Source organism: Nocardioides sp. NPDC057772 (genome assembly GCF_042798075.1).
GTDB lineage: Bacteria > Actinomycetota > Actinomycetes > Propionibacteriales > Nocardioidaceae > Nocardioides.
In genome coordinates this window covers 1-11504 of record NZ_JBHVKN010000167.1, presented here as the reverse complement: position 1 = coordinate 11504, position 11504 = coordinate 1, and the positions used below count along the sequence as shown (strand labels likewise).

Genomic DNA, 11504 nt, shown 5'->3' with positions numbered 1-11504 from the left:
CCCAGGCCGCCAAGCAGAGGAAGTACGCCGCGCTCGACCGTCACATCGAGCCGAAGGTCTTCCAGCCGCCGACCCGTGAGCGTCTGCAGAAGCTCGCTGACCAGCGCGGCGTCGATCTGGACGCCTGGCTGGCCACGCACTGATCCGACGGGTTGTGAAGCCGGGCGTGGCCCATAGGCCACTCTCGGCTTCACAACCTCCGCGTTGGACGGGTGTAACCCAATCTTGGGGGCAAGGCTGATAGAACCGTTCCATGCGAGTCTCCCGGGGCATTGCGGCCCTTGCTGTCGCCTTACCGCTGCTTGCCGGCTGTGGTGGAGCCAAGGACCCCGGTCCGAGCATGTCGACCCTGACCACGGCCTTGGAGAGCGGCACGTTCACGAAGGTGGACTTCGTCGCCAAGACCGACCCCGAGGCCGTCGCCGCGGACTACCACGACCTCACCGGCAACCTGTTCGGCAAGCTCGGGGCGCCCGACGTGTCCGCGACCAAGCCGACGTTCACCGGCCACGGCACCGACAACGCGAAGTCGACCCTGAGGTGGGCGTGGGGGCTGCCGGGAGGCCGGTGGACCTACGAGTCGGAGGTCGAGCTCCGCAAGACCGGTGAGAAGTGGGAGTTCGTCTGGGCGCCGACCGTCGTCGCACCGACGCTCGCCGAAGGTCGCAGCCTGCACGTCGAGACCGTCCAGCAGCAGCGCGGCGAGATCCTGAGCACGTCGGGGGAGACCCTCGTCGCCGACCGGCCGGTCGTCACGGTCGGCATCGACAAGACCCTGATCGACCCGGTGGCGGCTCCCGCGGCCGCCCGAGACGTCGCCGCGATCGTCGGCATCAACCCGAAGCGCTACGCCAAGCGGGTCCGGGCGGCCGGCGACAAGGCATTCGTCGAGGCGATCTCGATCCGCAAGGCGATGATGACGAAGGCCAAGGCTTCGAAGATCGGCCGGATCAAGGGCGCGGCGATGCTCAACCGGACCCTCCCGCTCGGCCCGACCAAGGAGTTCGCCTCCCCGGTCGTCGGCATCGTCGGTGAGGTGACGGCCGAGATGATGAAGAAGAAGCCCGGCACCTACCTCCCCGGTGACCTCGCCGGCCTCTCCGGGCTGCAGGCCCGCTACGACGACCAGCTGCGGGGCAAGCCCGGGCTGCAGGTGTCGGTGCTCGGCGACGAGGGCGAGGTGCTCAAGAAGCTCTACAGCACCGATCCGATCGACGGGAAGTCGCTGACCGTCACCCTCGACGCGCGGATGCAGAAGAGCGCCGAGAAGATCCTGAAGCAGGTCGAGCCCGAGAGCGCGCTGGTCGCGATCCGGCCGAGCGACGGCGCTGTGCTGGTCGCCGCCAACGGCGCGGACAACAAGATGAACCTGGCCACCTACGGCCAGGCGGCTCCCGGATCGACCTTCAAGGCCGCGACCACGCTGGCGCTGCTGCGCAAGGGTCTCAACGCCGACAGCCGGGTCACCTGCCCGGCCAAGGCGACCGTCGACGGCAAGACGTTCAAGAACGACTCCTGGTACCCGAAGTCCGCCCTCGGCGACATCACGCTCGCCCACGCCGTCGCCGAGTCCTGCAACACCGCCATGGTCGGGGCGGCGAGCGAGGTCGGCCACGCCGAGATCGCCTCCGCGGCGGCCTCGCTGGGCTTCGGCATCGACCGTGATGCCGGCTTCACCTCCTACTTCGGCCAGATCCCCGAGCCCGCCGGCGAGACCGAGCACGCGGCCGACCTGATCGGACAGGGCAAGGTGCTCGCCTCGCCGCTCGTGATGGCCACCGTCATCGGCTCCATCCAGGCCGGTCACACCGTGGTCCCCAACCTCGTCCAGGGCCAGGTCGCCAAGCCGTCGGGCGTGGAGCCGCTCGCCGCCGACGAGGCCGCGGAGCTGCGTAAGATCTTCCGGGGCGTGGTCACCGACGGCACCGGTCGCGGCCTGGCCGACGTGCCGGGCAAGCCGGTGATCGCCAAGACCGGCACCGCCGAGTTCGACCGCAACGGCAAGCGCCTCACCCACACCTGGATGATCGCGGCGCAGGGTGACCTGGCCGTCGCGGTCTACGTCGACGAGGGCGAGAACGGCGCGGCCACCTCGGGTCCGCTCGTCGAGGCGTTCCTGCGGATGGTCAACGAGCGCTGAGCCTCAGCCGAGGGCCGGCGAAATAGGATGTGGCCCGGCCGTGAGGCCGGGCCACAATCGATTTCCCTCGGCGTCTCTCCACCGACGGGGGGAACAGTAGAGAGACTGGAGGGGCGAGCCTGGCGGCCTTGCGGCCGCGAGGCCCGGTCGAGGCTTGGAGTGCTCCCTCCCTACGTCGACGTGGATACATAACCAGACTTGTATCCGGCTGTCACGTTAATGCCCGATTTCTACAGCGTTCGTGACCGAGTGTTGGCAAGATGTGGATCGGTCACTGCGGGCCCTGGTTGGCGGGGATCTCCGCGGTGCCGTTCTCGGTGGTCGTGGCGACGGCCTTGCGGAGCATGGAGCCGAGGTCGACCCCGGTGGTCGTCTTGAGCATGTTGAGGGTCTGGACGACGTTGTCGTTGACCTGCTTCGGGATGGCGCCGGCGCCCTCGGTGGAGAGAACGGTGAGGTTGTCGATGGCGCCGATCGGCGCTGCGACCTCCTTGGCGATCCGGGGCAGCACCTCGATCAGCATCTGCAGCACGGCGGCGTCGTTGTAGGACGCGAACGCCGCGGCGCGCTTGTCCATCGCCTCGGCCTCGGCCTGACCGACGGCCAGGGTGGCGGCGGCGCTCGCCTCACCCTCGGCCCGGGTCGCCTCGGCGCCGGCCAGACGCAGCGCCTTCTGCGCGTCACCGCGCTTGGCGCCCTCGATGGCCTCGGCTTCGGCCAGCGCAGCACGGCGGGCCTTCTCCGCCTCACCGGTGAGCCGGGCCTGCTCGGCGTCCGCCTCGGCGGCGGCGATCGTGGCGGCCTTGCGGGCCTCCGCAGCGGCGATCTCGGAGTTGCGGCGAGCCTCAGCCTCCTGCTCCACACGGTAGCGCTCGGCGTCGGCGGGCTTGCGGACCTGGGTCTCGAGCTGACGCTCGGTCAGCGCCGCCTGGCGTACGGCGACCTTCTCCTGCTCGGTGAGGATGGCCTGGTCGCGGTCGGCCTGGGCGAGCGGACCGGCCGCGGCCGCGGTGGCGGCGGCAGCGTCGGTCTCGGCCTTGATCTCGGCCTGCTTGAGGGCGAGCGCACGCTGGGCGACGGCGATCTCCTCCTCGGCCTTGATCCGGGCCTGCTCGGCAGCCCGGCGGGCCTCCGCCTCGGCGATCGAGGCGGCCTGCGTGATGCGGGCGGCCTCGGGCCGGCCGAGGTTGGTCAGGTAGGAGCCGTCGTCGGTGACGTCCTGGATCTGGAAGGTGTCCAGGATCAGGCCCTGGCCGGTGAGCGACGACTCGGACTCGTCGGCGACCCGCTGGGCGAACGCGGCGCGGTCACGGATGATCTGCTCGACCGTCAGCCCACCGACGATCGACCGCAGCGCGCCGGCGAGGACCTCCTGCGTGAACGGCTCGATCTCTTCCTGCTGGGAGAGGAACCGCTGCGCGGCCAGCCGGATCTGGTCGGCGTTGCCGCCGACCTTCACGATCGCGACCCCCTCGAGGTTGAGCTTGATGCCCTGCCCGGAGACCGCGCCGCGGATCTGGACCGAGATCCGGCGGGAGGAGAGATCCATGACCGCCAGCTTCTGGACGAACGGGACCACGAAGACGCCGCCGCCGAGCACGACCTTCTGACCCGACAGGTCGGTGGTGAGCTGGCCGGTCTCCGGGTTGAGGACCGCCTTGCCCTTGCGGCCGGTGACGATGAAGGCCTGGTTGGGCCCGGCGACCTTGTAGCGGCTGGTGACCAGCAGCAGGAGCAGGATGAGAAGTACGACAAGGCCGGCGATCGGCACCAGCAGTTCCATGAGGACCCCTTCAGGTCAGGAGGTGATCTCGCGCCACGTCGGCGCGACGGTGACTGCTGTCGGTGAGAGGACACCGGTCACGTGCACGGCAGTGCCGGGCGTGATCTCCTCGTCGAGGTCGGGCGCCTTGGCGTTGTAGGTCACCGTGTGGCCCCCGAGGGCGACCCGCACCACGCCGAACCCGCCGGCCGGGATCGTGGTGATCACGGCGGCGTCCAGCCCGACGGCGGCGTCGCCCGAGGGCACCGCGTCGGTGTGCTCCTCCTTCAGCAGGCGGGTCAGCCACAGCGCGAACCAGGCGAAGAGCGCCCCGCCGAGAGCGCCGATCCCGATGGCGGCAATCGTGCCGAGCGGACCGACCGCGAGTGCACCGCCGAACCCGAAGGCGGACACGAATCCGCCGATCGCGGCGGTCGAGAACCAGTCGGCATCGAGCGCGCCGCCGAGGAAGCCGTCGAGGAGGTCGCCGATCACCAGCGACACCAGCAGGAGGCCCAGCCCGACGGCTCCGATGATCAGGAACGTCGTCACACAATCCTCCACACTGAGCAGCAGTCTGGTGCGGACTTTAGCCGTGGAGCCGGGGGCTTGTCCGCCCTATTCGAAGGTCCAGAGAAGAAGCTCGGTCGGTACGCCGGCACTGACCGCGAACTCCCGCGGCAGATCCTCGCCGGCGGTGATCTCGAAGGCGTCTCCGGCGGTCAGCGGCTCGGCCATGCCGCTGCGCAGCAGGGCGCCGGTGGCGACGTGGAGATGGCGGAGGCGACCCTCCGGAAGGGTGATCCCGGCAGGGCCGTCGGTGCCGACGTGGCCGACCAGCAGCGACCCCTGGTCCAGGCGGACCGCCTCGACCCACTCGCCCTCGACAGGGCTGACGTCGCGGACGGCGTACGCCGGTTCGCCGGTGCTGCCGGAGACCCAGACCTGGATGAAGCGGGTGCCGGCGGCCGTGGCGAACTCGGAGTGGTCGACGCCGTCGCCGGTGGTGAAGACACCGACCTGGCCGGGGGAGACGGTGCCGGTGGCACCGGTCGAGTCGGTGTGGGTCACCTCCCCGGAGAGCGGCCAGGTGACGATCGTGACCCCGGCGTGGTGGTGGCTCTCGAATCCCTCGCCGTTGCGCAACAGGTGCTCGTCGTAGGTCACGATCGGGCCGAAGCCGACGCGACTGGGGTCGTAGTGGGGGCCGAAGGAGTAGGTGTGCCAGGTGATTTTTCCTGGCCGGAGGCCGGGTGGACGTTCCGTGAATCGGGCGGTTCCTCGGCGGATCTGGGCAGTCACAGTCATGATTGTGCCGTGGCGTTTCCCAAGTTCCCGACTGGCTTCGTGTTCGGCACTGCAGACGCCACCCGGCCGGGGGGCGAGCAGGACGTTGCGCTGCTCATGCGTCTCGGTGCGCCGGGATACCGGTTCGCGGTCTCCTGGAGCGAGCTCCAGCCGGGTGGGCGCGGTGTCTTCGATCCCGATGCCCGCGCTCGCTACGACCGGCTGGTCGACGAGCTGCTCGAGGCCGGCCTGCGCCCGTCCGCCACGCTCTACGCCGGTGAGCTGCCCGAGCCTCTGGCCGCCGACGGTGGCTGGCTCAACCGCGCCACGGTCGACGCGTTCGGTGAGTACGCCCAGACGGTCGCCGACCTGATCGGCGATCGCGTCCCGGAGTGGGTGCCGGTCCAGGACCCCAACGTGGCCGCCTACCTCGGCTACGGTCTCGGCACGATCGCACCCGGTCGCCGGGCGGGCTGGGGTGTCGTCGCGGCGATGCACCACCTGCTGCTGGCCCACGGCCGCGGTGTCCAGGTGCTGCGGGCCGCCGGGGTGTCGACGGTCGGGTGCGCCACCCACCACGAGCCGATCTGGCCGCTCTCGGAGGACCCCGCCGATGTCGGCGCCGCCAAGCTCGTCGACCTGGCCTGGAACGCTGTCCCGCTCGAGGCGATGCTGATGGGCCGTTACCCACGCGACCTCGCCGGCCTCGCCGACGAGGTGGTGATGCCGGGCGACATGGCCGCGATCCGCTCGCCCCTGGACTTCTACGGCGTCAACTTCTTCGCCCCGCAGCGCATCGGCGCCTCGGCCGAGGGCGACGAGGTCCCCTTCCGGATGGTGCCGCTCGTCGGCTATCCCGCCACCGACACCGGCTGGGGCGTGGTCCCGACGGCCCTGCGGGAGTGGCTGATCATCACCCGGTCCCGTTATCGCGCCGCGATGCCGCCGATCGTGGTGACCGAGTGCGGTGCTGCGTACGACGCTCCGGTGGTGGACGGCGAGGTCGACGACCAGGCCCGGATCGACTACCTCGAGGCCCACCTGGAGGCGGTCTCGGCCGCGATCGAGCGAGGCGTCGACGTCCGTGGCTTCTACGCCTACACACTGCTCGACCGCGACGGTTGGGAGGCGCCGTTCACCGGCAAGGACTGGGAGGACGGCGTGGGTGGGAAGTACGGGTTGGTGCACGTCGACGCCGCCGGGGTGCGTACGCCGAAACGCTCCTTCGGCTGGTACGCCGACATGGTCGCCGCCCACGCCGAAGGCGCGCCGACCGGCTAGAAGGCCAGCTTCTCGCCGATCGCCTTGATCGCGTCCATGTCGCCCGGGTGCGGGACCCACGGGAGCGTGAGCGAGTCCTTCGACTTGTCCGTGTAGCGCGGGATCACGTGGAAGTGCAGGTGGAAGACCGTCTGCCACGCCGCCGGCCCGCAGTTGTTGAGTACGTTGACCCCGTCGGCCTGCAGCACGTCGACCGCCCGCCTGGCGACCGCCTGGGCGGCCTTCGCGGTGGCGGCGTAGACCACCGGGTCGGCCTCCAGGACGTCCTTGGTGTGCGTCTTGGGCACCACGACGGTGTGGCCCTCGGCGGCCGGCGCGATGTCCATGAAGGCGTACGTCTCGTCGTCCTCGTAGACCTTCGTCGACGGGATGTTGCCGGCGACGATGTTGCAGAACAGGCAGTCGGGATCGCTCATGTCCCCGAGGCTATCGGGTCACAGGCCCGCGGCGACCTCGGTTCCCTGCTTGATCGCGCGCTTCGCGTCGAGCTCGGCCGCGACGTCGGCGCCGCCGATCAGGTGCCAGTTGTCACGCTCCGTCCACAGGTCGCGCACCGACTCCTGGCCGGCGCAGAGGATCACGTGGTCGACCTCGAGCGTGTGCGGCTCGCCGTCGACGGCGTAGTGGAGCGTGACCGCGTCGTCGCCCGCCTCGATCTTGTCGTACGTCGCACCGCGGACCTGCTTGACGCCGTCCTGCTTGAGGTGGGCACGATGAGCCCAGCCGGAGGTCTTGCCGAGCCCGATGCCGATCGGGGTGGACTTGCGCTGCAGCAGGGTCACCTGGCGAGCCGGGGCCTCGAGCACCGGCGTGGTGAGGCCGCCGCGGAACGTCGCCGGGTCTCCGACCCCCCAGCGGGCCTTCCACTCGTCGAGGGTCTCGGGCTGGTGGGTCAGCCAGGCGGACACGTCGACGCCGATGCCGCCGGCGCCGATCACGGCGACCCGGCGCCCCGGGACGACCCGGCCGGCGAGCACGTCGGCGTACGTCACGACCCGCTCGTCCTCGGAGCCGGCGATCTGCGGCACCCGCGGCGTGACGCCGGTGGAGACGATGACGTGGTCGAAGGGCTCGAGGTCGGCGGTGGTGGCCTCGGTGTCGAGACGTACGTCGACGCCCAGCACCTCCAGACGGCGGCCGAAGTAGCGCAGCGTGTCCTTGAAGTCCTCCTTGCCCGGCACCGCCATCGCGAGGCGGAACTGGCCTCCGATCTGCGAGGACTTCTCGAACAGGGTCACCGAGAAGCCGCGCTCGGCGGCCGAGGTGGCGGCGGCGAGCCCGGCCGGACCGGCGCCGACCACGGCCACGGTCTGCTTGAGCTTGGTCGGGGAGAGCACCAGGGTCGTCTCGCGCGCGGCGCGCGGGTTGACCAGGCAGGAGGCCGCCTTGTTGGAGAAGGCGTGGTCGAGGCAGGCCTGGTTGCAGGCGATGCAGGTGTTGATCTCGTCGGTGCGGCCCTCGGCGGTCTTCTTGGCGAACTCGGGGTCGGCCAGCAGCGGCCGGGCCATCGAGACGAGGTCGGCCTTGCCCTCGGCGATCGCCGCCTCGGCGAGCTCAGGGGTGTTGATCCGGTTGGAGGCGCAGACCGGGATGTTCACCTCGGCCTTGAGGCGAGCGGTCATGTCCAGCCAGGCACCGCGCGGGACCTGGGTGATGATGGTCGGCACCCGCGCCTCGTGCCAGCCGATGCCGGTGTTGAAGACGGAGACGCCGGCGTCCTGCAGCGCGTACGCGAGCTCGACCGTCTCTTCCCAGGTCTGACCGTCCTCGACGAGGTCGAGGATCGAGAGCCGGAAGATGATCGGGAAGTCGTCGCCGACCAGCTCGCGCGAGCGCCGCACGATCTCGACCGGGAACCGCATCCGGTTCGTCACGGAGCCGCCCCAGCGGTCCTCGCGCTGGTTGGTCCGCTCGGCGAGGAACTGGTTGATCAGGTAGCCCTCCGACCCCATGATCTCGACCGCGTCGTAGCCCGCCTTCTTCGCCAGCGACACGCTCTTGGCGAAGTCGGAGACGGTCGCGTCGACGGCCTTGTCGGAGAGGGCCGCAGGCTTGAACGGGTTGATCGGTGCCTTGATGGCCGAGGCGCTGACCGAGAACGGCGTGTAGGCGTAACGGCCGGCGTGCAGCACCTGCATCGCGATCGCGCCGCCCTCCTCGTGCACCGCGCCGGTGACCCGGCGGTGCTGAGCGGCGTGCAGCCGGGAGCTCATCTCGCTCGCGAACGGCTTGAGCCAGCCGCGCTTGTTCGGCGCGTAGCCGCCGGTGATGATCAGCCCGGTTCCGCCGCGTGCGCGCTCGGCGAAGTAGGCCGCCAGCTTGGGAATGTCCCATGCGTGGTCCTCGAGGCCGGTGTGCATCGACCCCATCACCACCCGGTTGCGCAGGGTGAGCGACCCGATGGTGAGCGGGGAGAGCAGGGATTCGTACGCCATGGACGTATGCTACTCATGAGTAATAAGAAGCGGCCAGTGCTGGTTCCATTTACGATTCCGCACATGCGCACTCGCCTTACTCCCCTTCTCGTCGCTCCGCTCGCTCTGGCCGCTGTCCTCACCGCGTGCGGAAGCGAGAGCGACACCAGCGCCGAGGGCGGCGCACCTGCCTCGTGCGAGGCCGCCGACCTGCCGCTGAAGCAGGACGGCAAGCTGACCATCGGCACCGACTCTCCGGCGTACGAGCCGTGGTTCTCCGAGGACGACCCCAGCAACGGCAAGGGCTTCGAGTCGGCGGTCGCCTATGCCGTCGCCGAGGAGCTCGGGTTCGCGAAGGACGACGTCGTCTGGGTCAAGCAGGCGTTCAACACCTCCTACACGCCGGGTGAGAAGAAGTTCGACTTCGACATCAACCAGATCTCGATCACTCCCGAGCGGGCGGGCGTCGTCGACTTCTCGAAGGGCTACTACACGGCTTCGCAGGCAGTCGTGACGATGGAGGAGGACGCGGCCGAGGCGGCGTCGCTGGCCGACCTCAAGGGCCTGCAGCTCGGTGCCCAGACCGCGACCACGTCGCTGACCGCGATCCGCGAGGACGTGCAGCCCACCAAGGACCCGCTGGTCTTCGACACCAGTGACCAGGCCAAGCAGGCGCTGCTCAACGGCCAGGTCGACGCGCTCGTCTTCGACCTGCCGACCGCGTTCTACATCACTGCCGCCGAGATCGAGGGAAGCACGATCACCGGGCAGTTCGAGAGCAGTTCGATGCCGGAGGAGTTCGGCCTGCTGACCGAGAAGGGCAGTGGCCTGGCGCCGTGCCTCGACGAGGCCCTGACCGCGCTCGAGGAGGACGGCACCCTCGCCGCGCTCGAGAAGGAGTGGCTCTCCGACGTCGTCTCCGTGCCGGTCTTGAAGTGACGGGTCTCGACAAGCTCGACCACCGGAGGAGCTGGGCGCCCAGCGAGCGGGAGCTCGAAAGACAGGCCGTACGCCGCCGGCTGAAGCTGCAGCAGATCGCCATCGCCACCGTGGTGACCGTCGTGGTCACGGTCGGGCTGGTGCTGCTGGTCGTCTCCTCGCCCGGGTGGGACCGGGTCCGGGACTACTTCCTGAGCTGGTCCCACGCGCGGGACTCGTTCGCGGCGATCGCGGAGGGGTTCTGGATCAACATCCGGATCTTCCTGGTCGCCGAGCCATGCGTACTCGTCCTCGGGGCGCTCGTCGCCATCGCCCGCCAGACGACCTCGCCGTGGCTGGCGCCGCTAAGGCTCCTGGCCACCGGCTACACCGACCTGTTCCGCGGGGTGCCGTCGATCATGGTCGTGGTCATCTGCGGCATCGGGATCCCGGCGCTGGGGCTGTCCGGGGTGACCAGCTCGCTGTTCTGGCTGACCACGTTCGCGCTGGTGCTCTGCTACGGCGCCTACGTCGCGGAGGTCTTCCGCGCCGGCATCCTGGCGATCCATCCCACCCAGGTCGCCTCTGCCGAGGCGCTGGCGCTGACCCGCGCCCAGACGATGCGCTTCGTGGTGCTCCCGCAGGCCGTACGCCGCGTCGTGCCGCCTCTCATGAACGACCTCGTATCGCTGCAGAAGGACACCGCGCTGATCTCGGCGGTGGGTGTCTTCGAGGCGCTGCGCGCCGCGCAGGACTACCAGGGCTACAACTTCAACGGAACGCCGCTGCTGGTCGCCGCTGCGTACTTCCTCGTCGTCGCGGTGCCGCTCACCCGGCTCACCGACTGGCTCATGCGCCGACAGATCGAGAAGGAGCAGGGTCGATGACTGCACTGCTGGAGGCCAGGGCCCTGCGGAAGTCCTATCGAGGCAGGGCCGTCCTGGATGACCTGGACCTGTCCGTCGCGGAGCACGACGTGGTCTGCCTGATCGGGGCGTCGGGGTCGGGGAAGTCGACGCTGCTGCGCTGCCTGAACCTGCTCGAGACGATCGACGACGGGGTCATCACCTTCGACGGCCGGGAGATCTCCGATCCGCTCGTCGACCCGCGCTCGGTCCGCCGGGAGATCGGGATGGTCTTCCAGGCGTACAACCTCTTCCCGCATCTCTCGGTCCTCGACAACTGCACCTTGGCCCAGGTGCGGGTGCACGGCGTTGGTAAGGGCGAGGCGGCCGATCGAGCGCGGCAGTTGTTGGCGCGGTTCGGCCTCGCGGACAAGGCAGACGCCCATCCCGACGCCCTCTCCGGAGGCCAGCAGCAGCGGGTCGCGCTGGTGCGGGCGATGTGCACGCGGCCGCGTCTGCTGCTCCTCGACGAGATCACCGCCGCCCTCGACCCCGAGCTCGTCGGTGAGGTGCTGGAGATCGTCCGGGCCGAGGCGGAGGCGGGCACGACCCTCGTCCTCGCCACCCACGAGATGTCCTTCGCCCGCGAGGTCGCCACCAAGGTCTGCTTCCTGGACGGCGGGCGCGTCCTGGAGCAGGGGCCGCCGGAGCAGCTCTTCGGCGACCCCGTCGAGGAGCGCACCCGCGCGTTTCTCGCCCGGGTCCGGTCGTGAGGCAGGCTGGCGCGGACACCCGTGTCCGCGCCCAGCAGGCCGGCGCGGTCTCGATCGCGACCTGGCTGCGATCCCACCGGGCCG

At 70.0% G+C, this 11504-nt stretch carries 10 protein-coding genes; 5 read left to right on the top strand and 5 right to left on the bottom strand.

Annotation, left to right across the window (positions count from 1 at the left end; translation table 11 throughout):
- The first annotated feature begins 340 nt into the window (after window positions 1-340).
- Complete coding sequence (locus tag ACFVJS_RS21525; RefSeq protein WP_378884658.1) at window positions 341-2140, top strand: penicillin-binding transpeptidase domain-containing protein; 1800 nt, start codon at window positions 341-343, stop codon at window positions 2138-2140.
- A 271-nt stretch (window positions 2141-2411) separates the two neighbouring features.
- Here the strand turns inward: ACFVJS_RS21525 and ACFVJS_RS21520 are convergent, their stop codons facing one another.
- The 3 genes from ACFVJS_RS21520 to ACFVJS_RS21510 all read right to left on the bottom strand — a co-directional run bounded on the left by ACFVJS_RS21520 (window position 2412) and on the right by ACFVJS_RS21510 (window position 5204).
- Entirely contained in the window at window positions 2412-3923 is a 1512-nt protein-coding gene (locus tag ACFVJS_RS21520; RefSeq protein ID WP_378884656.1) for a flotillin family protein, read from the bottom strand.
- 15 nt (window positions 3924-3938) lie between these two features.
- Window positions 3939-4454: a hypothetical protein gene (locus ACFVJS_RS21515; RefSeq protein WP_378884655.1), complete on the bottom strand. Its 516-nt coding sequence runs from the start codon at window positions 4452-4454 to the stop codon at window positions 3939-3941.
- Between the two features lie 66 nt (window positions 4455-4520).
- Window positions 4521-5204 (bottom strand): pirin family protein, encoded by a 684-nt coding sequence (locus ACFVJS_RS21510; protein ID WP_378884652.1) that lies wholly within the window; start codon window positions 5202-5204, stop codon window positions 4521-4523.
- A gap of 15 nt (window positions 5205-5219) precedes the next feature.
- Between ACFVJS_RS21510 and ACFVJS_RS21505 the strand changes: the two genes are divergently transcribed.
- Window positions 5220-6470 carry a glycoside hydrolase family 1 protein gene (locus ACFVJS_RS21505; RefSeq protein WP_378884650.1) on the top strand — a complete coding sequence of 417 codons (1251 nt, stop codon included), beginning with the start codon at window positions 5220-5222 and terminating at the stop codon, window positions 6468-6470.
- Here ACFVJS_RS21505 and ACFVJS_RS21500 read toward each other — a convergent pair.
- Together ACFVJS_RS21500 and ACFVJS_RS21495 are read right to left on the bottom strand one after the other, a co-directional pair.
- Entirely contained in the window at window positions 6467-6886 is a 420-nt protein-coding gene (locus ACFVJS_RS21500; RefSeq protein WP_378884647.1) for an HIT family protein, read from the bottom strand. The genes ACFVJS_RS21505 and ACFVJS_RS21500 overlap by 4 nt on opposite strands.
- Window positions 6887-6904: 18 nt before the next feature.
- Window positions 6905-8905 (bottom strand): NADPH-dependent 2,4-dienoyl-CoA reductase, encoded by a 2001-nt coding sequence (locus tag ACFVJS_RS21495; RefSeq protein WP_378884644.1) that lies wholly within the window; start codon window positions 8903-8905, stop codon window positions 6905-6907.
- 63 nt (window positions 8906-8968) lie between these two features.
- On the opposite strand from ACFVJS_RS21495, the gene ACFVJS_RS21490 reads away from it, so the two are divergent.
- The 3 genes from ACFVJS_RS21490 to ACFVJS_RS21480 are packed head-to-tail and all read left to right on the top strand — an operon-like array spanning window position 8969 to window position 11420.
- Entirely contained in the window at window positions 8969-9823 is an 855-nt protein-coding gene (locus ACFVJS_RS21490; RefSeq protein WP_378884641.1) for an ABC transporter substrate-binding protein, read from the top strand.
- Window positions 9820-10689, top strand: a complete 870-nt coding sequence (locus tag ACFVJS_RS21485; protein ID WP_378884639.1) for an amino acid ABC transporter permease — start codon at window positions 9820-9822, stop codon at window positions 10687-10689. The genes ACFVJS_RS21490 and ACFVJS_RS21485 overlap by 4 nt, the downstream gene beginning before the upstream one ends.
- Window positions 10686-11420 carry an amino acid ABC transporter ATP-binding protein gene (locus ACFVJS_RS21480; protein ID WP_378884636.1) on the top strand — a complete coding sequence of 245 codons (735 nt, stop codon included), beginning with the start codon at window positions 10686-10688 and terminating at the stop codon, window positions 11418-11420. The genes ACFVJS_RS21485 and ACFVJS_RS21480 overlap by 4 nt, the downstream gene beginning before the upstream one ends.
- The last annotated feature ends 84 nt before the right edge of the window (window positions 11421-11504 follow it).